23 protein-coding genes are annotated in these 20,474 nt (G+C 72.7%); 8 read left to right on the top strand and 15 right to left on the bottom strand.

Going from position 1 to position 20,474, the window contains the following annotated elements:
• Nucleotides 1-38: 38 nt before the first annotated feature.
• The 3 genes from MKW14_RS22380 (at nucleotide 39) to MKW14_RS22370 (ending at nucleotide 2,154) form a co-directional block, all read left to right on the top strand.
• Nucleotides 39-923 carry an RNA polymerase sigma-70 factor gene (locus MKW14_RS22380; protein WP_240864866.1) on the top strand — a complete coding sequence of 295 codons (885 nt, stop codon included), beginning with the start codon at nucleotides 39-41 and terminating at the stop codon, nucleotides 921-923.
• A gap of 148 nt (nucleotides 924-1,071) precedes the next feature.
• On the top strand, nucleotides 1,072-1,833 hold the full coding sequence (locus MKW14_RS22375; RefSeq protein ID WP_240864864.1) for a GntR family transcriptional regulator: 762 nt from the start codon (nucleotides 1,072-1,074) through the stop codon (nucleotides 1,831-1,833).
• Nucleotides 1,834-1,980: 147 nt separating this feature from the next.
• Nucleotides 1,981-2,154 (top strand): hypothetical protein, encoded by a 174-nt coding sequence (locus tag MKW14_RS22370; RefSeq protein WP_240864862.1) that lies wholly within the window; start codon nucleotides 1,981-1,983, stop codon nucleotides 2,152-2,154.
• A gap of 17 nt (nucleotides 2,155-2,171) precedes the next feature.
• Here MKW14_RS22370 and MKW14_RS22365 read toward each other — a convergent pair whose 3' ends face one another.
• The 3 genes from MKW14_RS22365 to MKW14_RS22355 all read right to left on the bottom strand — a co-directional run bounded on the left by MKW14_RS22365 (nucleotide 2,172) and on the right by MKW14_RS22355 (nucleotide 5,278).
• The gene (locus MKW14_RS22365; RefSeq protein ID WP_240864861.1) at nucleotides 2,172-3,359 is read right to left on the bottom strand and encodes an ROK family transcriptional regulator; all 1,188 of its coding nucleotides are present in this window, start codon (nucleotides 3,357-3,359) and stop codon (nucleotides 2,172-2,174) included.
• A gap of 87 nt (nucleotides 3,360-3,446) precedes the next feature.
• Nucleotides 3,447-4,109: a response regulator transcription factor gene (locus MKW14_RS22360; protein WP_240864859.1), complete on the bottom strand. Its 663-nt coding sequence runs from the start codon at nucleotides 4,107-4,109 to the stop codon at nucleotides 3,447-3,449.
• A gap of 14 nt (nucleotides 4,110-4,123) precedes the next feature.
• Nucleotides 4,124-5,278, bottom strand: coding sequence for a sensor histidine kinase (locus tag MKW14_RS22355; RefSeq protein WP_240864857.1), 1,155 nt, complete (start codon nucleotides 5,276-5,278; stop codon nucleotides 4,124-4,126).
• A 108-nt stretch (nucleotides 5,279-5,386) separates the two neighbouring features.
• Between MKW14_RS22355 and MKW14_RS22350 the strand changes: the two genes are divergently transcribed.
• Genes MKW14_RS22350 through MKW14_RS22340 form a run of 3 tightly spaced genes read left to right on the top strand, consistent with a single transcriptional unit; the run spans nucleotide 5,387 to nucleotide 7,487 of the window.
• Complete coding sequence (locus tag MKW14_RS22350) at nucleotides 5,387-6,307, top strand: ABC transporter ATP-binding protein (protein ID WP_240864856.1); 921 nt, start codon at nucleotides 5,387-5,389, stop codon at nucleotides 6,305-6,307.
• 2 nt (nucleotides 6,308-6,309) lie between these two features.
• Entirely contained in the window at nucleotides 6,310-7,032 is a 723-nt protein-coding gene (locus MKW14_RS22345) for an ABC transporter permease (RefSeq protein ID WP_240864854.1), read from the top strand.
• A gap of 41 nt (nucleotides 7,033-7,073) precedes the next feature.
• A complete protein-coding gene (locus tag MKW14_RS22340) occupies nucleotides 7,074-7,487 on the top strand; it encodes a hypothetical protein (protein WP_240864852.1) in 414 nt (137 codons plus the stop codon).
• Between the two features lie 4 nt (nucleotides 7,488-7,491).
• Here the strand turns inward: MKW14_RS22340 and mug are convergent, their stop codons facing one another.
• The 10 genes from mug to MKW14_RS22290 form a co-directional block, all read right to left on the bottom strand.
• Nucleotides 7,492-8,037, bottom strand: coding sequence for a G/U mismatch-specific DNA glycosylase (gene mug, locus MKW14_RS22335; RefSeq protein WP_240864996.1), 546 nt, complete (start codon nucleotides 8,035-8,037; stop codon nucleotides 7,492-7,494).
• Entirely contained in the window at nucleotides 8,034-9,476 is a 1,443-nt protein-coding gene (purB, locus tag MKW14_RS22330) for an adenylosuccinate lyase (RefSeq protein WP_240864850.1), read from the bottom strand. Before purB ends, mug begins: the two co-directional genes overlap by 4 nt.
• 109 nt (nucleotides 9,477-9,585) lie before the next feature.
• Entirely contained in the window at nucleotides 9,586-9,933 is a 348-nt protein-coding gene (locus tag MKW14_RS22325) for a DUF4326 domain-containing protein (protein ID WP_240864848.1), read from the bottom strand.
• Between the two features lie 5 nt (nucleotides 9,934-9,938).
• Nucleotides 9,939-10,721: an SGNH/GDSL hydrolase family protein gene (locus MKW14_RS22320; RefSeq protein WP_240864847.1), complete on the bottom strand. Its 783-nt coding sequence runs from the start codon at nucleotides 10,719-10,721 to the stop codon at nucleotides 9,939-9,941.
• 64 nt (nucleotides 10,722-10,785) lie between these two features.
• The gene (locus MKW14_RS22315; RefSeq protein WP_240864845.1) at nucleotides 10,786-11,799 is read right to left on the bottom strand and encodes a hemolysin family protein; all 1,014 of its coding nucleotides are present in this window, start codon (nucleotides 11,797-11,799) and stop codon (nucleotides 10,786-10,788) included.
• Complete coding sequence (locus MKW14_RS22310; RefSeq protein WP_240864844.1) at nucleotides 11,796-13,139, bottom strand: hemolysin family protein; 1,344 nt, start codon at nucleotides 13,137-13,139, stop codon at nucleotides 11,796-11,798. The genes MKW14_RS22315 and MKW14_RS22310 overlap by 4 nt, the downstream gene beginning before the upstream one ends.
• Nucleotides 13,140-13,316: 177 nt before the next feature.
• On the bottom strand, nucleotides 13,317-13,742 hold the full coding sequence (locus MKW14_RS22305; protein ID WP_240864843.1) for a GNAT family N-acetyltransferase: 426 nt from the start codon (nucleotides 13,740-13,742) through the stop codon (nucleotides 13,317-13,319).
• Nucleotides 13,743-13,798: 56 nt separating this feature from the next.
• The gene (locus MKW14_RS22300; RefSeq protein ID WP_240864842.1) at nucleotides 13,799-14,665 is read right to left on the bottom strand and encodes an LLM class F420-dependent oxidoreductase; all 867 of its coding nucleotides are present in this window, start codon (nucleotides 14,663-14,665) and stop codon (nucleotides 13,799-13,801) included.
• Nucleotides 14,666-14,711: 46 nt separating this feature from the next.
• Nucleotides 14,712-17,279: an ABC transporter permease gene (locus tag MKW14_RS22295; RefSeq protein ID WP_240864841.1), complete on the bottom strand. Its 2,568-nt coding sequence runs from the start codon at nucleotides 17,277-17,279 to the stop codon at nucleotides 14,712-14,714.
• Between the two features lie 4 nt (nucleotides 17,280-17,283).
• Nucleotides 17,284-18,114: an ABC transporter ATP-binding protein gene (locus MKW14_RS22290; RefSeq protein ID WP_240864840.1), complete on the bottom strand. Its 831-nt coding sequence runs from the start codon at nucleotides 18,112-18,114 to the stop codon at nucleotides 17,284-17,286.
• A gap of 204 nt (nucleotides 18,115-18,318) precedes the next feature.
• Between MKW14_RS22290 and MKW14_RS22285 the strand changes: the two genes are divergently transcribed.
• Nucleotides 18,319-18,558, top strand: coding sequence for a toxin-antitoxin system HicB family antitoxin (locus tag MKW14_RS22285; RefSeq protein WP_240864839.1), 240 nt, complete (start codon nucleotides 18,319-18,321; stop codon nucleotides 18,556-18,558).
• Between the two features lie 4 nt (nucleotides 18,559-18,562).
• A complete protein-coding gene (locus MKW14_RS22280; protein WP_133047586.1) occupies nucleotides 18,563-18,937 on the top strand; it encodes a fic family toxin-antitoxin system, toxin component in 375 nt (124 codons plus the stop codon).
• On the opposite strand, the gene MKW14_RS22275 is transcribed toward MKW14_RS22280, so the two are convergent.
• Both MKW14_RS22275 and bioD read right to left on the bottom strand, forming a co-directional pair.
• Nucleotides 18,938-19,651, bottom strand: coding sequence for a class I SAM-dependent methyltransferase (locus MKW14_RS22275; protein WP_240864838.1), 714 nt, complete (start codon nucleotides 19,649-19,651; stop codon nucleotides 18,938-18,940).
• Nucleotides 19,652-19,757: 106 nt separating this feature from the next.
• Nucleotides 19,758-20,474 carry a dethiobiotin synthase gene (bioD, locus tag MKW14_RS22270; protein ID WP_240864836.1) on the bottom strand — a complete coding sequence of 239 codons (717 nt, stop codon included), beginning with the start codon at nucleotides 20,472-20,474 and terminating at the stop codon, nucleotides 19,758-19,760.

The following is a 20,474-nucleotide window of genomic DNA, read 5'->3' as shown; positions in this document are numbered from 1 at the left end:
TCCTGGACATGCCCGCATCCGTCGCATGGGATGGAGCCGTGACGACCGACACCGAGACCGATGTCTTCGAAGAGCACCGGCCCGTCCTGCTGGGCGTCGCCTACCGCATGCTCGGCCGGGTGGCCGACGCGGAGGACGTGGTCCAGGAGGCATGGCTGCGCTGGTCCGGCGCGGACCGCGGTGCGGTGCGCGAGCCGCGCGCGTACCTGGTGCGGGTCACCACCCGCCTGGCCATCGACCGGCTCCGCCAGGTCAAGGCGCGGGGTGAGACGTACGTCGGCCCGTGGCTGCCCGAGCCGTACGCGACCGACTTCGGGGCCACCGTCCCGGACACCGCCGAGCGGGCCGTGCTCGCCGACTCCGTCTCCCTGGCCGTCCTGGTCGTCCTGGAGTCGCTGTCCCCGCTGGAGCGCGCCGTCTTCGTCCTCAGGGAGGCCTTCGGCTATCCCTACGCCGACATCGCGGCCATGCTCGACCGCGGCGAACCGGCGGTACGGCAGCTCGCCGGGCGGGCCCGCAAGCACGTGGAGGAACGGCGGCCCCGCTACGAGGTCGATCCCGAGCGGCGCCGGGAGCTCACCGAGCGGTTCCTCGCCGCCGCCGGGGAGGGTGACCTGGACGGGCTCATGGAGCTGCTCGCGCCCGACGTACGGCTGGTGGGCGACAGTGGCGGGAAGGCGCGGGCGCCGCTGCGGGTGCTGGAGAGCGCGGACAAGGTGGGCCGCTTCCTCGTCGGCGCCGCGGCGAAGGGCGTACCGGACCCGTCGTTCCGCATCATGGAGCTCAACGGCGGTCCCGCCATCGTGGCGCTGTCCGCCGGCAAGCCCGACAGCGTCTTCCAGCTGGACGTCTTCGAAGGCCGTGTCAAGGCGGTGTACATCATGCGCAACCCCGACAAACTGCGGTCGCTGCTCCTCCCGTAGGTAACCGCTCTCTATCTGGCCCCTGTGGGATCGAGGATTGGTCTTGACCAAGGGTTTGGGCCGCCCTATGGTCGCAGAGAAGTGCAACAACCTTTAATAAACAAGGGCGCTAAAACGCCGCCGGACCACGGCGATTGCGGAGGACAGGGTGGGGACCACGCAGCTGGAATCGGTGCCTGAACCGAAATACTGGCATCTCAAGACCGTGCTCAGTGAGGCACTGGACTCCGAGTTCACGGTCGGTGAGATCCTGCCGAACGAGCGCGACCTGGCCGCCCGCTTCGGCGTCGCGCGCGCGACGCTCCGGCAGGCTCTTGAGCAGCTCGAACTGGAGGGCAGGCTGCAGCGCCGCCGCGGTGTGGGTACGACTGTCGCTCCGCCGCGCGTGGGGGTCGCGGTCGGTACCGAGCAGCACGCCTGGCCGGGGGCCGCCGGTGACGTCTGGCAGGCCGTCGACTGCGCCCTGGCCGCCGCGCCTTCCGCCGTCGCCGCCGCGCTGGAGACGGGGCCGGAGGAGGCCGTGCACACGGTGCGCCGGTCCCGGGTCTCGCACGGCCAGCCCGTCGCCGCCGAGCTGCTGTACGTCCCGGCCTCCTCGGTGCCTGAGCTCTCCGCCATAGACGCCCCGTCCGGTCCGGCACGCGCGCGTGCGGTGCTGCGTGAGCTGCAGCGGCTGGAGCTGGAGGGGCAGGAGAACGCGGTGGAGCTGGGCTCCGCGCGCGCGGACGACGCGAAGGAGCTGGACCGGCTGCCGGGGGCGCCCGTCCTGGTCGTCACCACCCGCTACCTCGCCGAGGGCCGCATCGCCGCGTACTCCGTCGCCACGTACCGCGCCGACACCTGCAGGCTGACGTTCGGCGACTCGGGCAACGTGGAGATCCACCAGGGTCCCGAACGCCAGGCGTCCTGACCGCAGCCGACCGACAAACACCGTGCGCCCCGCAACTCGGCCGGGGCGCGCGGCGTTTTTTCTGCTGGGGGCTGGGCGCGTGCGGGGCGGGGTCTGGGCTCGGGATCGTCGCTCGGAGGCCGGTGGGCGCCCGCCCATGCTCGGTGCTTGCGGGTCGGCGCCGCCCTGAGCGGCAGCAGGCCGGGGCGGCGTCCCTGTGGGCGTCGGATGGCCCGGCGGCTGGGGCGCCTCCGGGTGTTACTGCTGCTGTCGGGATGCCTGCTGCTGGCGGTGCTGGTGCTCCCGCTGTGGCGCACCCTGCCGCAGCAGCCCAGCAGCTGAGGGCATCCGCAGTGCGGTCACGGGCCCAGGGCCTTGCCCGGGCCGGGGCCTCGGCGGGCCGTTGCCGTGCCCTCCACCGCGAAGAGCTGTTCATCCACGTGGTCGAGGGCCAGGCGGAGGGCCCCCGTCGCCACCGCGGCCTCGCCCAGGAGGGAGAGGGTCACCTTCGGGGGGCGAAGGCAGTAGCGGGCCAGTTCGCGGCGCAGGGGGTCCAGGACACCGTCGAGGCCGGCCGCCCAGCCGCCGATGACGACGAGCTCCGGGTCGAGGGCGAGGACCAGGGCGGCGACGTCGTGGACGAGGCGCTGGATGAAGCGTTCGACGGCGGCACGGGCCCGCTGGTCGCCCTCCCGGGCCTGCGCGAAGACCTCGGCGACGGCCTGCTCGTCGAGCGGGTGGAGGGGCTCGTCGGTCGTGGACAGCAGCGTCTCCGGAGTGGCCTCACGGCCCAGCAGATGCAGCGCGCCGATCTCCCCGGCCGCCCCGCCGAACCCCCGGTGCAACTGCCCCCCGATCAGCGAACCGGCCCCCGGGCTCAGCCCTGCCAGCACGAACACCACGTCGTCGGACTCGGCGGCCGCCCCCTTCCAGTGCTCGGCGACCGCCGCCGCGTTCGCGTCGTTCTCCACCAGCACCGGACACTTGAAGGACCGGCTCAGCCGCTCCCCGAGGTGCAGCCCCGTCCACTCGGGCAGCGCGGCACACAGCCGTACCGTGCCGTCGCCCTCGACGATCCCCGGTGAGGCGACCCCCACCGCCCGCAGCGAGCTGCGCGGCACACCCGCCCGCCGCAGCAGTTCGGCGACCGCGGTCCGCAGCCGCTCCAGACGCTCGTCGGCCGGCGCCGACTCGTCGACGTCCTTCGCGACCGCGCCCAGCACCCGCCCGTCGAGGTCGGCGAGGAGCGCCGCCACGCGGTGAGAGCCGATGTCCAGGCCCAGCAGATGTCCCGCCTCGGCCCGGAAACGGAACCTGCGCGCGGGCCGCCCCTGCCGGCGGACCACGCTCTCGTCCGCGGCCTTCTCGACCACGTACCCCGCCTCGATCAGCCCTTCCACGACGCCCTCGACCGTCGGCCGGGACAATCCCGTCACCCGGGTGATCTCGGTGAGCGTCGCGCAGTCCGTGGCGCGCAGCGCGTGCAGCACCACCGCGGAGTTGATCCTTCGCAGCAGCGAGGGATCCCCGCCGGTCAGCCGCCCCACGGTCCGTCCTCCCAGCTCGTGCGCGTGTTGGCCGGATCGTACTCGTCACGGCGGAACCCGGCGAGTGCCGGTGTCCCATGAGCCCCGTCAGCCCGGCGCCACGAACCCCGACTCGTACGCGGCGATCACGGCCTGGGTGCGGTCCCGCGCCCCCAACTTCGCCAGGACGGCGCTGACATGCGACTTCACCGTCTCCGTGCCGACGACCAGCCGGGCGGCGATCTCCGCGTTCGACAGCCCCCGGGTCATCAGCCGCAGCACCTCCGCCTCCCGCTCGGTCAGCCGCGCCCGCTCCAGCACCGCCCGCGCCTCCCGGTTCCCGCCGGCGTCACCGTGGGTCGCGGCCAACTGCCGTACGGAAGCCGGGAACAGCAGCGACTCGCCCTCCGCGACCAGCCGCACCGCGTGCACGATCTCGGTCGGCCGCGCCCGTTTCAGCAGGAACCCGTCGGCTCCGGCGCGCAGCGCCTCGTACACGTACTCGTCGTTCTCGAAGGTCGTCACGACCAGGATCTTCGGCGGGTCGTCGATCGTGCGCAGTACCGCGCGCGTGGCCTCGATCCCGTCCATCAGCGGCATCCGCACGTCCATCGCGACCACGTCGGGCCGCAGCCGCCGTACCAGCGGGATCACCGCCGCGCCGTCGGCCGCCTCTCCCACCACCTCGATGTCGGGCTGCGCCTCCAGCACGGCCCGCAGACCGGCGCGGACGAGGGGTTCGTCGTCGACGAGGAGAACGGTCACCGGCATGCGGTCAGCGTAGATCAACTCAGCGGCAGCTCCACCCGTACCTGCCAGTCGCCCTCGTCGGGCCCGGTGCGCGCACGGCCGCCGAGCAGCGCCGCCCGCTCGCGTATCCCGCGCAGCCCGCTGCCCCGACCCGGACCGGACACACCGGCGGGCAGCGGGTTGCGGACCTCCAGGACGAGCGTCCCGTCCGTGACGTCCACGCGCACGCGTACGGGGACCGCGCCCGCGTGCCGCAGCACGTTGGTCAGGGACTCCTGGAGGATGCGGTACCCCTCGCGGGAGACGGGGCCCGGTATCGACTCCAGCGGTCCGCAGACCTCGACGTCGACCTTGGCGCCGGACCCGCGCGCGGACTCCAGCAGCCGGTCCGCCTCGGCCAGCGTGGGCCGGCTGCTCACCGGCCGCTCCGCCTCCCGCAGCACCCCGAGCACCCGCTCCAGGTCCTCCAGCGCGGCGCGCCCGGTGTCCTCGATGGCGACGAGCGCCCGGCCGGTGAACTCCGGGTCGCCCGCGGCGCGGGCCGCGCCCGCCTGGACCACCGCCACCGTGAGGGCGTGCCCGATGGAGTCGTGCAGTTCGCGTGCGATGCGGTTGCGCTCCAGGAGCTGCTCGGTGCGCGCCTCCAGGGCTTCCAGGCGCTCGGCCGCGGACGGGCCGAGGAGCCGGCGGGCGACGGCGGTGACGATCTCGCCCAGGCCGACGACGACCCCGTACAGGGCGATGAGCGGCAGGGGCGCCAACAGGGCGTACGCCCAGTGGGGTTGGGTCTGGCCGAGGACCGGGACGTCGTCGGGGACGCGTCCGCGGGCCGTCTCGACCAGCTGGTGACTGAGGATCGGCAGCCAGACGCAGGCGAACGCCACCGACGCTCCCAGCGCCATCCGCACCTCCAGCCACAGCACCGTGCGCAGCCGGTCCCGCCACGTCCTCGCCGGGGCCACCGTGATGCCGGGATCCTGCTCACCGGGCGTCAGCAGCAGCCGCGCCTGCACCCCTTCGCCGACGCGCACCGCCGGAACCAGACCGACCGGGACCAGCACGGCCGCCGGCACCCACCATCTCGACATGTCGACATACAGCCACACGCTGACGACCAGCATCGGCACCCACAGGTGCAGCAGGCGTGTGTACGTCGTCCCCCGGAGCAACGGGCGCAGAAAGCGGGCCATTTCGTCATCGTGCCAGCCGCCACCGACACCGGACCTCCCCCGGGCGGGGGAGACGAACGACACCGGCGGGGGAGGAGGCCGCCCGGTCCCGACGGCCACGCTACTGCCATGACCAGCATCGACGTCCACGACCTCACCAAGGACCACGGCCCCCGGCGCGCCGTCGACCACCTCACCTTCCGTGTCCGCCCCGGCCGGGTCACCGGCTTCCTCGGTCCCAACGGCGCCGGAAAGTCCACCACCATGCGCCTGGTGCTCGGTCTCGACCACCCCACGTCGGGCGCCGCCACCATCGGCGGCCGCCGCTACAGGGAACTCGTCGAACCCCTGCGCCACGTCGGCGCCCTGCTCGACGCGCGGGCCGCGCACGGCTCCCGCACCGGACGCGACCATCTGAGGGTCCTGGCGGCCAGCAATCGCATTCCGGGGCGGCGGGCCGACGAGGTGCTGGAGGAGACGGGGCTCGCGCCGGTCGCCGGCCGCCGGGTGCGCACGTACTCGCTCGGCATGCGGCAGCGACTCGGCATTGCGGCCGCCCTGCTCGGCGACCCGGCCGTGGTCCTGCTCGACGAGCCCGCCAACGGCCTCGACCCCGAAGGCATCGTCTGGATCCGCGCGTTGCTGCGCCGGCTCGCGGCGGAGGGCCGCACCGTCCTGGTCTCCAGCCATCTGATGAACGAGACCGCGTCCTTCGCCGACCACCTCGTGGTGCTCGGGCGCGGACGACTGCTCGCGGACACCCCCATGCGGGAGTTCATCGACACGCGCGTGCGGCCCCGGGTGCGGGTCCGCACGACCGACGCCACGGCACTCACGACCGCTCTCGCACGCCGCGGCCACGAGGCCGTCGAGCACGGGGAGGGGCACTGGACGGTGGAGCACGCGCGCGTGGACGACATCGGCCGCCTCCTCTCCGCGGCCGGCGTCCCAATCCTCGAACTGGCGGCGGAGGAGGGCACCTTGGAGCAGGCCTATCTGGACCTGACCGGAACCGAAGCCGAGTTCACCGCACTCATGCAGGAGGCCTGACCATGCACTTCACGCCCCTGCTCCACTCGGAGTGGCTCAAGATCCGTACGCTCCGGTCGCTCGTCGCCGCTCTGTGCGCCGTCCTGCCGGCCACCGCCCTCTTCTCCGCCCTCGCCTCGACCGACAGCGACGGGGCCGACTTCGACCCGCTGTTCTCGGTGTTCTTCGGCGTCAACCTCGGGCAGATCGCGGCGATCGCGTTCGGCACGACGGCGGTGGCGGCCGAGTTCCGGGGCGGCGCGCTGCACGCAACGCTGGCCGCGGTGCCGTGGCGGGGGCGGTGGTTCGCGGCCAAGGCGGTCGCCGTCGCCGTACCCGTGCTGGGGATGGGGCTGGTCACCGGTGGGGTGAGCCTGGTGGTCGGGGAGGCGGCGCTGGGGGCGGAGGCGGACGGGCTGACGTGGAGCGACGAGGTGCGCGGAGTCGTCGGCTGCGCGGTCTATCTGACGCTGATGGCGCTGCTGGCGGCCGGCCTGACCGCCGTACTGCGCAGCGGTGTCGCGACACTGAGCGTCCTGATCCCGTTCCTGCTCATCGTCTCGTTCGTGGTCGGGGACGTGTCCGGCACGGTGGCGGACGTTCTGCCGGACCGGGCGGGCCAGGTGGTGCTCCACGCCGAGGGGGCCGGTCTCCTCGGGCCGTGGGGCGGGCTCGCGGTGACGGCGTCGTGGGCGGGAGCCGCGCTGGTTGCGGGCGCGTGGAGCGTGCGGCGCCGGGACGCCTGACGCCTCACCAATTGTCAGTGGGGGCGGCAATACTGGATCACATGGACATCGTGAGGGACCTCGCCGTGCTCGACCTGCTGTGTGTCCGGGACTTCCCCACGGAACACGGCAGTACGGAGGTGGGGTGCGGCGGGCCCGGATACTTCCTGGTCCCGTTAGGGCCGGTCACCTGGCCGAGCCCGGAGGACCTGTACGCCTACGAGGTGGCGATGACAGAGCGGCTGGACGAACGGCTGGGCAGCAACAAGCGTTGGGGGGCCACGACACTCAGGGAACGCCTCGTACGCGGCGAGGAGATAGCCCAGCCGTGGGCGAAGCTCGGCGTGCTGGCGGACGACCTGCGCACCTGGTCGGCCGGCGGGACGGGGCGCTGGATCACCCTGACCGTCTCCGACCGGGAGGATGCCGACTCCGCTCGACTGCTCGCCGCGGTCACCGACGTCGAAGCGCCCTGACGGGCTACCCCTCCGCAGCCGCCCGGACCCTCGCGAACTCCTCGGCCATCGTCTGCGCCGTCCAATGCGCGTTCAGCCCGCTCGGATTCGGCAGCACCCACACGCGCGTGTCCCCGATCACCCGGTCCTGCGGCCCCACCCGGGCCTTGCGGTCGTCGAAGGCCGCGCGGTACGCCGTCACCCCCACCACCGCCAGCCAGCGGGGCCTCAGCCGCGCCACCTTCAGCGCCAACTGCCGCCCGCCCTCCCGGTACTCCTCCGCGCTCAGCTCGTCCGCCCGCGCCGTCGCCCGCGCCACGACATTGGTGATGCCGAGCCCGTACGACAGCAACTCCCCCTGCTCAGCGGGCTTCAGCAGCCGGGGTGTGAAACCCGACAGGTGCAGCACCGGCCAGAAGCGGTTGCCGGGGCGGGCGAAGTGGTGGCCCGTCGCCGCCGTCATCAGGCCGGGGTTGATGCCGCAGAACAGGACATGAAGGCCGTCCGCGACCACGTCCGGGACGAGACGGTCGCGCGCGGCCTCCAGTTCCTCCTGGGTGAAGCGGGTCAGAGGATCGCCCCCGGCGTGTAGCCCGCGGCCTCCGGGTGCTGCTTGACGATCTCCTCGACGCGGCCGACGACCGCGGCGACCTGGGCGGCCGCGGCGCCGGTGAAGGACAGCTTGTCGGCCATCAGCGCGTCCAGCTGGGCGCGGTCGAGGGGGATGCGCTCGTCGGCGGCGAGCTTGTCGAGCAGTTCGTTGCGCTCGGCGCCCTGCTCGCGCATCGCCAGCGCGGAGGCGACGGCGTTCTCCTTGATGGCCTCGTGCGCGACCTCGCGGCCGACACCGGCACGCACCGCGCCCATGAGGACCTTGGTGGTGGCGAGGAAGGGAAGGTAGCGGTCCAGCTCGCGCGCCACCACCGCGGGGAACGCGCCGAACTCGTCCAGCACCGTCAGGAACGTCTCCAGCAGACCGTCCAGAGCGAAGAACGCGTCCGGGAGGGCCACCCGGCGCACCACCGAGCAGGAGACGTCGCCCTCGTTCCACTGGTCGCCCGCCAGCTCGCCGGTCATGGAGGCGTAGCCGCGCAGGATGACCATGAGGCCGTTGACGCGCTCGCAGGACCGCGTGTTCATCTTGTGCGGCATCGCGGAGGAGCCGACCTGGCCCGGCTTGAAGCCCTCCGTCACCAGCTCGTGCCCGGCCATCAGCCGGATCGTCCTGGCCAGCGAGGAGGGGGCGGCGGCCAGCTGGACGAGGGCGGTGACGACCTCGTAGTCCAGTGAGCGCGGGTAGACCTGGCCGACCGAGGTGAAGGCCTGCGAGAAGCCGAGGTGTCCGGCGATCCGGTTCTCCAGCTCGGCGAGCTTGGCCGCGTCGCCGCCCAGCAGGTCCAGCATGTCCTGTGCCGTGCCGACCGGGCCCTTGATGCCGCGCAGCGGGTAGCGGCCCAGCAGCTCCTCGACCCGGCCGTACGCCACGAGCAGTTCGTCGGCGGCCGTCGCGAACCGCTTGCCCAGCGTGGTGGCCTGCGCGGCGACGTTGTGCGAGCGGCCGGCCATGACCAGCTCGCCGTACTCGCCCGCCAGCTTGCCCAGACGGGCGAGGACGGCCACCGTGCGGTCGCGCATCAGCTCCAGCGACAGCCGGATCTGCAGCTGCTCCACGTTCTCCGTGAGGTCGCGGGAGGTCATGCCCTTGTGCACGTGCTCGTGCCCGGCGAGGTCGTTGAACTCCTCGATCCGCGCCTTCACGTCGTGCCGCGTGACCTTCTCGCGCTCGGCGATGGAGGCCAGGTCGACGGTGTCGAGCACGCGCTCGTAGTCGGCGATCGCCGCGTCCGGCACCTCGATGCCGAGGTCCTTCTGGGCCCGCAGCACGGCGAGCCAGAGCTGCCGCTCCAGCCTCACCTTCTGCTCGGGCGACCAGAGCGTGGCGAGCTCGGCGGAGGCGTACCGTCCGGCGAGGACGTTCGGGATGCGGGGCTTGGCGGGAGCGGAAGTCACGTGGATGGATTCTACTGGCGATTCGTGCAGGCCAGCGCCGCGGCCCGGTTCGTCGGATGCTACGAGGGCCGGTGGTATGTGACATAGCACTGAGAATCCCAGTGCTATGTCACATATCACCGGCCGAGTCCGCGAGTTCCGCCAGCACCTCCGCGTGGCACGGCTCGGGCGCGCACCAGCAGGCCAGCGTGCGCCCGCGCAGCTCCGGCACCAGCTCCAGCAGCTCGGGACGCTCCAGCAGATACGCCCGGTACATCGCCATGACCTCCGCGCGGGTGCCGTCCCGGCGGCGGCTGGGGGTGTCGTACGCGAACGGGTTGTACAGCCGGTGCCGGGGCAGGTCCCAGCCGCCCAGGGTCCAGCGGCGGCCGACGTAGACGACGTCCTCGGGGGCGAGTTCCAGCCGGGGGCCGAAGTCGTGGATGCGGCCCCTGAGGTTGATCACCCGCGTCGCCATGAGGGTCACGCCACCGGGCCGTCGTAGGGCCGCAGGTCCGGTCGTTTGGCGGGGCGGCCGTCGCCCGAGGAGCGGCCCGTCAGACGGCGGCCGATCCACGGCATCAGGTGCTGCCGGGCGAACCGCGCGTCCGCGATGCGCCGGGCGAGCCAGCCGGGCGGCACGGTGGCCGGCATCGGGGTGCGCCACTCGGTGTCCTCGGGGTCGTAGCCGAGCGCCTGCCACACCGCCTCGGCGACCCTGCGGTGTCCCTCCGCCGTCAGGTGCAGCCGGTCCACGTCCCACAGCCGCGGATCGCCCAGCGAGGGCGCCCCGTACAGGTCGACGACCAGGGCGCCGTGCCGTGCGGCCAGCTCGTCGACGGTGGCGAACAGCTCCTCCATGCGCGGCCGGAACCGCTCCAGGACCGGGCCCTGCCGGCCGGGGCTGCGCATCAGCACCAGCTGCTCGCAGGACGGCGCCAGCCGCTCCACCGCCTCCGTCAGCAGCCCTCGCACGCGGCCCATGTCGCACTTGGGCCGCAGGGTGTCGTTGAGCCCGCCGACCAGGGTGATCACATCGGGCCGCATGGCCGCCGCCACGTCGACCTGCTCCTCGACGATCTGCCCGATCAGCTTGCCGCGCACGGCGAGGTTGGCGTACCGGAAACCGGGGGTCACGGCGGCCATCCGGCCGGCCAGGAGATCGGCCCAGCCCCGGTAGGAGCCGTCCGGGAGGAGGTCCGACATGCCCTCGGTGAAGGAGTCGCCGACCGCGACGAGGCTGGTGTGCGTGGGGTTCTTCTGCATGGCGGATGAGATGGTATCCCGCTTGCCATACCCGCCGGTCGGTCGGCCTCCCGGTGCCCGTGGGTCAGGCGGGCTGTCCGAACAGCTCCCGCAGCACGTCCTCCATGGTCACCAGCCCCTCCAGCCGCCCGTCCTCACCGAGCACGGCGGCGAGATGGGTGCGGCCGCCGCGCATCGCCGTGAGGACGTCGTCCAGCGGGGTGGCCGCCCGCACGCGTGCGATGGGCCGCATGTCCCGCACCCGGAACGGCACGTCCCGTCCGGGGGCGTCCAGGGCGTCCTTCACATGCAGATAGCCGGTGATCCGGCGGCCCTCGTCGACGACCGGGAAGCGCGAGAAGCCCGACTCGGCCGACAGCCGCTCCAACGCCTCCGGAGTGACGCCCACGCGCGCGTAGACGACGCGTTCCAGCGGCAGGACGACATCGCGCACCGGACGCCGGCCCAGCTCCAGGGCGTCGCTCAGCCGCTCCAGCGCACGGTCGTCGATCAGGCCCGCCTCGCCGGAGTCCCGCACGATCCGGGCCAGCTCGGCGTCCGAGAAGGTCGCCGCGACCTCGTCCCTGGCCTCCACCCGCAGCAGCCTCAGCAGCGTGTTGGCGAAGGCGTTGACCGCGAAGATCACCGGGCGCAGGGCCCGGGACAGGGCGACCAGCGGCGGCCCGAGCAGCAGCGCGCTGCGCACCGGCTCGGCGAGCGCGACGTTCTTCGGCACCATCTCGCCGAGCAGCATGTGCAGATAGGTCGCCAGGGTCAGCGCGATCACGAAGGACACCACGTGCCCCGCGCTCTTCGACACGCCCACGGCGTGGAACACCGGCTCCAGCAGATGCGCGATGGCCGGCTCGGCGACGACACCGAGGACCAGGGTGCACAGCGTGATGCCGAGCTGGGCCGCCGCCAGCAGCGCGGAGACGTGCTCCAGACCCCACAGCACGCTCCTGGCCCGCCGGTCGCCCTCCTCGGCGCGCGGTTCGATCTGGCTGCGGCGCACCGAGATCAGCGCGAACTCGGCGCCGACGAAGAAGGCGTTGACGACGAGCGTCAGAAGGCCGATCAGCAGCTGTACGGCGGTCACTTCCCACCCTCCTCGACGGTTCGCTCTGCGCTGTCGTCGAACGGCGCGTGCATCAGCACCCGCGCGGCCCGGCGCCCCGAGGCGTCCACCACGTCCAGCCGCCATCCGGCGACGTCGACGGTGTCGCCGGTGGCCGGGATGCGGCCGAGCTCGGTCGCGACCAGGCCGGCCAGCGTCTCGTACGGCCCCTCGGGCGCCCGGAGTCCGACGCGGGCGAGCTGGTCGACACGGGCGGAGCCGTCGGCCGAGTACAGGGCGCGGCCGTCGTCGTCGCTGCCCGCCGGGGCGAGGTCGGGTGTCTCGTGCGGGTCGTGCTCGTCGCGCACCTCGCCGACGACCTCCTCGACGATGTCCTCCAGGGTGGCCACGCCGGCGGTGCCGCCGTACTCGTCGATCACGACGGCCATGGTCCGTTTGCCGGACAGCCGGTCGAGCAGCCGGTCGACGGTGAGCGTCTCCGGGACGAGCAGCGGCTCGCGCATGATCTCGGAGACGGGTACGCGCAGCCGACGGTCGGCGGGTATGGCCAGCACGTCCTTGATGTGCGCGGTGCCGACGACGGAGTCGAGGCCGCCGCGGTGGACGGGGAAGCGGGACAGACCGGTCGCGCGGGTCGCGTTGGCCACGTCCTCGCAGGTGGCCTGGGCGTCCAGGGCGATGACCTGCACGCGCGGGGTCATCACGTTCTCCGCCGTCAGGTCGGCGAGGTTCAGGGTCCGTACGAACAGCTCCGCGGTGTCCGCCTCCAGGGCCCCCGCCCGCGCGGAGTGCCGGGCCAGCGCGGCCAGCTCCTGGGGGCTGCGCGCCGAGGCCAGTTCCTCGGCGGGCTCCAGGCCGAAGCGGCGCACCACGCGGTTGGCCGTGTTGTTGAGGTGGGTGATGAAGGGCCGGAAGGCCGCGCTGAACCAGCGCTGCGCGTTGCCCACCCGCTTGGCCATGGCCAGGGGCGAGGAGATGGCCCAGTTCTTCGGCACCAGCTCGCCGACGACCATCAGGAAGACGGTCGACAGGGCCGTACCGAGCACCAGGGCGATCGATTCGGCCGCGGAGCGCGACAGGCCCAGCGCCTGGATCGGGCCCGCGATCAGCTTGGCGATGGACGGTTCGGCGAGCATGCCGACGACCAGGTTGGTGACGGTGATGCCGAGCTGGGCGCCGGAGAGCTGGAACGTCAGGTTCCGTACGGCCTTCAGGGCGCCCGAGGCGCCCCGCTCGCCGCGCTCCGCGGCCCGCTCCAGCTCGCCCCGCTCGACCGTGGTCAGGGAGAACTCGGCCGCGACGAAGGCGCCGCAGGCGAGCGAGAGCAGGATCGCCACGAGCAGCAGGAGCACTTCGGTCATCGGGTCACCTCCGTCCCATCGTCGGGCAGGGCGGGGAGGATCGCGCGATGTCGGACACGGCGCGTGCTACTGGGGGGCTCGCCCATGGGCGGACGCTCACACCTTTCATGCGGGACCGGGTGGTCCCCGACGCGGGGACCGAAGGGTCCACCCATGGTAAAGGATGAGCAAAGTGGTTCAGTCGGCGAGGGGCTTCACCCAGCGCCGCCACTGTTCCTGGGGCTCGTACCCGGCCGCGCGCCAGGCGTGGTGCGCCGTCTCGTTGCGGACCAGCACCATCGCGTCCCCGCGCCGCCCGCCGAGCTGTACGAAACGCTCCTCGGCCGCCGCCAGCAGTGCCGAGCCGATTCCCTGCCGTCGCCGCCCCGGATGCACCGCCAGCCGGTACAGATGGCAGCGCCAGCCGTCGAAGCCCGCGATGACCGTGCCGACCAGTTCGCCGTCCTGCTCGGCCAGGATCAGCGCCTCGGGGTCACGGCCCACCAGCCGCTCCACACCGTCCCGGTCGTCGCTGATGCTGGTGCCCTCCGCGGCCGTCTTCCAGAAGGCGAGGACGGTGTCGAGGTCGTCGGGCGTCGCGGCTCGTGTGCGCAGTTCAGTCATACGGCGATCCCAGCACCGGCGGCCGGCCGGGACACGGAATTCCAGCATCCGGACGCTCAGCGCCCGCGCAGCCGGTCCATGACCGGGGCGAACGCCTCCATGTACGGCTCCAGGACCGTCAGATACGAGAAGCCGTACCGCTCCCGCTGCTCCAGCACCTGGGCGACGATCTCGTCCATGGTGCCCACCAGCAGGACCGGCAGCTCCAGCGCCTCTTCCACACTCGTGTCGGGCACCCGCTCCACGACGGGGCGGACCGCGGCTTCCCGGTCGTCGGTGACGACCACCATCTGCACGAGCAGATTCAGCTCGGCCGGGCTGTCACGTCCCTCGGCCAGCCGCAGATAGCGGGCCACGCTCCACTCGACCTCCGCCGCCGTGAAGGGCTCCAGCCGCCCCGTCGTGCTGCCCGGCACCAGACGCGCCCCCGTGAAGGCCGCGATGTCCGCGTGCTCGGCGGTGAGCCGCAGCATCCGGTCGCCGTTCCCGCCGATCATCAGCGGCACCCGGGGTTCCTCGGCGGCGAGCAGCCGCTCCAGCTCCTCGACGGTGCGCCGCAGACGGTCCACGCGCTCGCGCGGCGAACCCCAGGGCAGACCCGCCTGCTCGTGTTCCGCCCGGACGTACCCGGTGCCGAGCCCGAGTTCGAGCCGTCCGCCGGTGAGGGCCTGGGTCGTGCTCACCTCGCGGGCGAGCAACGTCGGGTTCCAGAAGCCCGCGTTGAGCACGAACGTGCCCAGCCGGGGCCGCTCGGTCACCGCCGCGGCCGCGACCAGCGCAGGGAAGGGCGCCACCATGCCCAGATGGTCGGGGACGAGGATCACGTCGTAACCGAGCTCCTCAGCCCGGCGGCACTTGGCGCGCCACTGGCCGGCGGGTGCGAGGTCGATCAGGCTGATGCCGAAGCGGAACGGACGCGGCACGAACTCTCCTCGTCGTCAGGGGACTTGGGCGCTCACCGCGATTCCGTCAGTCATGGGCGATGGCCGCCAGCACGTTCATCCGCGACGCACGCAAGGCGGGCAGCAGGGCCGCCACGACACCCACCACCGCCGAGCCGATCACCACCGCGACGATCGTGCCCCAGGGGATCGCCAGCGCCTTCATGCCCTGCAGCGCCAGCACCTGCTGGGTGCACACGCCCCACACCAGACCCAGCGCGAGCCCGAGCACCGCGCCGAACACCGCGATCACCACCGACTCCAGCCGGATCATCCGCCGCAACTGCCGCCGGGCGAGCCCGATGGCCCGCAACAGGCCGATCTCCCGGGTGCGCTCCACCACCGACAGCGCGAGGGTGTTGACCACGCCGAGCACCGCGATGATGATCGCCAGCCCGAGCAGCGCGTACACCAGGTAGAGCAGCACGGCGATCTGGTCGTGGATCAGCTTCTTGTAGTCGGCCTGGTCGCGGACCTGGACCTGCGGATACGGCTTGAGCGTGGTCTCCAGGTTCTTGCGCAGCTGGTCGGCGCTGGTGCCGGCGGCCTTGTCGACGTAGAGCACGCTGTCCTGCCCGCCCGGCACGTACTTCTCCACGGTGGCGATGCCGAAGTACAGGCCGCCCTGGGTGCCGAACCCGCTGGAGCCATCCTGGTTGGTCAGGGCGCCGACGCGGACCCGGGTGGTCTGCCGGCCGGGGAACTCGACGGGCAGCACGCTGCCCAGCCGTACGTGGTGGTCGTCGGCGAAACTGGCGTCCATGGCGATGCCGCCGTCCGCCAGCGCGGACGCCGTGTCCCCCCGGGTGTAGGTGATGTGCGCGACGTCGTCGAGTCTCGGGTCGAAGCCCGCGGCCGTCGTCTCGACCCGCTTGCCGTCCGGCAGCCGTACCGCGACGGCCGTGAAGCGCTCCCTGACGACGAGACGGACGCCGTCCGTCGCCCGTACCCTGTCGGTGATCTCCTGGTTGAACGGCATGAAGTTGCTGTTCTGCACCATGAAGTCGGCGCCGAGCGTCTTGTCGATCTGCCGGTCGAAGGACCGGGACATCGAGGCGCTGGCCACCGACATCCCGCCCACCAGGGCCAGACCCACCATGAGCGCGGCCGCGGTGGCGCCGGTGCGGCGGGGGTTGCGCAGGGCGTTGCGCTGGCTCATCCGGCCGACCGAGCCGAACAGCGCGGGGAAGGCCCCGCCCAGCACCCGGATCATCGGCCGGACCAGGAGCGGTCCGGCGATCACCGTCGCGATGAGCGTCAGGACCACGCCGAGCCCCAGCAGGGAGGCCGCCTGGGCGGTCTTCGAGGACGCGGCGCAGCCCGCCAGCGCGGCGACCCCGAGGACCCCGACGACGGACCCGGCCACGGCGCGGACCTTGAGGGGACGTCCGAGGCCCGCCACTTCGGCGTCCGCCAGCGCCGCCATCGGCGACACACCGGCGGCGCGCCGGGCCGGGAGGTAGGCCGCGACGAAGGTGACGCCGACCCCGACGACGTACGCGGCGACCGGTGTCGCCCAGCCGACGACCATCTCGGCCGTCGTGAGGTTCATGCCGAAGGTGCCCATCAGCTTGATCAGCCCGGCGGCGAGCCCGATCCCGGCCGCCAGGCCCAGCGTCGAGCCGACCAGACCCAGCAGCACCGCCTCGGTGAGCACGGAGCGGCGCACCTGCCGGCGGTCAGCGCCCAGGGCGCGCAGCAGGCCCAGTTCACGGGTGCGCTGGGCGATCAGCATGGAGAAGGTGTTGACGATCAGGAAGATGCCGACCAGGACCGCGATGCCCGCGAAGCCGAGCATCACGTACTTGATGACGTCGAGGAAGCCCCCCAGCTGCGCCGCCGAGGACTTGGCCTGCTCACCTGCCGTTCGCACGTCGTAGTCGCTGGTGCCGGTCACGGCGCTGACGCGCTGCTTGAGCCGGGGGTCGGTCACGCCCTTCGCGGCGAACACGGAGATGCTCGTGGCCCGGTCGGGGGAGCCGAGCAGCTTGACGGCGGCCACCTGGGGGTCGAGGAAGACCAGGGCGGCGCCCGGGTTGGTGGTGGTGAAGGTGGCGATCCCGACGACGCGGACGCGGAAGGTGCCGGGCTGGGCCATCACGGTGAGCGGGTCGCCGATCCGCACGTGCCGCTTGTCGGCGGTGTCCGCGTCGAGCAGCGCCTCACCCCCACCGTGCGGCGCGTGACCGGAGGTCAGCCGCACGGGGCTGCGGTCGGTCAGGTACCAGTCCGTGGCGATGGTGGGCGCGCCGGTGGTGGGTCCCACCGACTTGTCGTGCCGGTCGACGATCGTGACGTTCTGGACGCCCACCTCCGCGTGGGTCGACCTGACCCCGTCGACCCGTGCCAGCCGCCGTGCCAGCTCGGCGGGCACGGTCCGGGTCTCGCCGGTCGGCACGGAGGACTTCAGGTCCTCCTTCGGCGAGACGGTGACGTCGGCGGCGGTGGAGTGGAAGAGCCGGTCGAACGTGCGGGTCACCGTGTCCGAGAAGATCAGGCTGCCCGCGACGAACGCCACGGACAGGATGATCGCGAGCGCCGAGAGCAGCAGCCGGCCCTTGTGCGCGAGGAAGCTCCGCAGCGTCGCCCTGAGCACCGGCCTACTCCCGTCCGTCCGTGTCCTCGTCCGCGCCCTCGTCCTTGTCGCCGAACTGACCACGGATGACGTCGAACCGCTTCATCCGCTCCAGTACGGCCTCCGCCGTGGGCCGCTCCATCTCGTCCACGATGCGTCCGTCGCCGAGGAAGAGCACCAGGTCGGAGTGGGCGGCGGCCCCCGGGTCATGGGTGACCATGACGACCGTCTGCCCCAGCTCGTCGACGGCCTGGCGCAGGAAGGCGAGCACCTCCAGGCCGGCCCGCGAGTCCAGGTTGCCGGTCGGCTCGTCGGCGAAGATCAGCTCGGGCCGCGAGGCCAGCGCCCGCGCGCAGGCCACGCGCTGCTGCTGGCCGCCGGACAGCTGCGAGGGCCGGTGCTTGAGACGGTCCCGCAGGCCGAGGGTGTCGATGACCTGGTCCAGCCACTTCTCGTCCGGCTTCTTGCCGGCGATGTCCATGGGCAGGGTGATGTTCTCGGCCGCGTTGAGCGTCGGAATGAGGTTGAACGACTGGAACATGAACCCGATCCGGTCCCGCCGCAGCCGCGTCAGCTCGCGCTCCTTGAGCCCCGTGATCTCGGTGTCACCGAGCCAGACCTGACCCGCCGAGACCGTGTCCAGGCCCGCGAGGCAGTGCATCAGCGTGGACTTGCCGGAGCCCGAGGGGCCCATGACGGCGGTGAAGCGGCCGCGCGCGATGTCCACGTCCACCGAGTCCAGGGCCAGCACCGTCGTCTCGCCCGAGCCGTAGGCCTTGGTCAGCCCGCGGGCGCGGGCCGCGATCCCGTCGGCCGGTGCGTGACCGGGGGCGTGCTCCGCAGCAGATGTGGACAAGGCCGTCTCCTCCTCAGGACGTGCCGATTCCCGCGTCCCGCCCGAGCGTAGTGTGATCCCGCCCACACCTGGTATCCCCCTTGCGGTCGGACCGGTCTCCACCCCAGGTCGGGCCCCCGATACCGGTGTAAGGGGCATCCTCCACCCTGGGCCGGAGGGCACGTGCCTCTTGCCGTGCTAGCACCTCGGCGCTAGCTTCGAGGTATGGCGAAGACGCAACTGAACGTGAGAGTGGACGAGGGCACCGCCCGCGCCGCCCGCGAGCGCGCCCTGGCCCGCGGGATGAGCGTCAACCGCTACATAGAGGAACTGGTCAGACAGGACACCGGCGAAGTGGGGCACACCTTCGTCGAGGCCGCGGCCGACTTCATGAAGCAGTACGAGTCGGTCTTCGCGGACGAGTTCGGCGCGGAGAACGAGGGCACGCGCGAAGGTCGCCGCTGATCCCTTGAGCAACCTCAGAATCGACCTCGCCTGGCTTCTCATGCTCGCCGAACAGAACACCCCGGGGGACCCCCAGGTCACCGACTGGGGCGCCCTCGTCGCGGCCGTCGCCCGCCACGAGGCGGAGATATTCGACGTGCCCGTCTACGACAGCCCGCACGCGCGCGCCGCCTCCCTGCTCCAACTCCTCATCCACGTACCGGCGCTGGAGCGTTCCAACGCCCTGTTCGCCTCGGCCGTCGCCTACGCCTATCTCGTCGCCAGCGGCCTGAAGGTGGCCACCTCGCCCGTCCAGGTCCGAGAACTGGCCCGCCTGGTCAAGAGCGGCGAGGCGACGGTGTACGACATCGCCGCCGAACTGCGCCAGTGGACGGTCTGATCACGCGTCTGCGTCCGCGGCCGCTTCCTCGGCCGGGGGCCGCCAGGCCGTGCCCAGCACGCAGTACGAGGTGGGCAGGGTCGGTCCGGACTCCGGCATCAACAGCCGCCGGTAGGGGCCGAGTTCGAACCCGGCGGCACGCAGGGCGGCGACCGGGTCGCGGGCGAGGTGACAGCCGCCGTTGAGCGGCGGCCACAGCGTGCGGTCCAGGAGCCGCTGGGTGAGGGTCATCGCCGGACCGCCGCCCCGGCCGTGCTCGAAGAACCGCACGACTCCGCCGGGCCGCAGCACCCGCCGTACCTCGGCCAGCGCCCGCGGCACGTCCCGCACGCTGCACAGCACCAGTGACACCACCGCCGCGTCGAAGGCCTCGCTCTTGACCGGCAGCGCCTCCGCGGCGGCCGGCACGACGTCGACCGGCACCTCGGCGCGCAGGGCGTTCTCGACCGCCAACTGCCGCAGACCGCGCTCCGGTTCGAGGGCGACCACCTCCGAGACGGTGCTCGGATAGTGCGCGAAGTTGAGCCCGTTGCCCGCGCCGATTTCGACGACGCGGCCCGACAGCCCCGCCAGCAGCCGGTCACGGATCGCGCCCATCCCCATCCGGGTCTCGGCCGAGACGCTGACCCGGGCGTAGTAACGGGCGAACAGCGGGTGGTGCACGGGAGCCCGGGCCGCCTTCACGGAGCCGGAGCCGGGGGACCGTAGCGGCATGAGGACCTCCTCCGCAGGACGGGCCTTATGGGGATTGTCCCCCGAACGGGCCCCGTGCACCCCCGCGGCGGGTCATGCGAGACCGGCCGGGGCGACCCGCGCCCCCTTACGGCGCCTCCCGCGTGCGGAACGCCTCCGCGTCCCAGGTGCCGTCCAGGCGGGACGCCAGCCAGCCCGGTGCCTTGGTGCGGAAGTCGGCCGGGGCGAGGGAGCCGGCGCCCATGGGAAGGGCGCCCAGCAGCGGGGCTCCGGCGACGTCCGGCAGGTCGGTGATGTTGCACCGCATCGCCAGATCGGGGGAGTCCGGCCAGCCGCCGATGACGACGCCCAGCAACTCCACGCTCCGCCGCCGCAGTTCACGCGCCGTCAGTTCCGTGGTGTTGAGGGTGCCGAGACCGGCCGTCGCCACCACCAGCACCGGCGCCCGCAGCAGGTGCGCCGCGTCCGCCAGGGTCCCGCCCGCCTCGTCGAACCGCACGAGCAGCCCGCCGGCGCCCTCCACGAGCACCAGATCGTGCTCGGCGGCCAGCTTGGCGGCGGCCTCGGCGACGTCCTGCGGACGCACCGGAGTCATCCCGGCCCGCCGCGCGGCCGTCGCCGGCGCCAACGGCTCGGGATAGCGGGCGAGTTCGGTCGCCGTCACGGCTCCCGCGAGCCGCGCCACCTCGTCGGCGTCCCCGCGCTCGTCCGGCCGTACCCCCGTCTGCGCGGCCTTCAGCACCGCCACCGAGCGGCCGGCGGCGACCGCGGCGGCGGCGACCGCGGCCGTCGTGATCGTCTTGCCGACCTCGGTCCCCGTGCCCGTGATCACCAGTACCGGCAT

Origin of the sequence: Streptomyces gilvus (assembly GCF_022513565.1) — a bacterium.
Lineage (GTDB): Bacteria > Actinomycetota > Actinomycetes > Streptomycetales > Streptomycetaceae > Streptomyces > Streptomyces gilvus.
The sequence above is the reverse complement of the archived record's forward strand: the minus strand, read 5'-3'. Positions and strand labels throughout refer to the sequence as shown.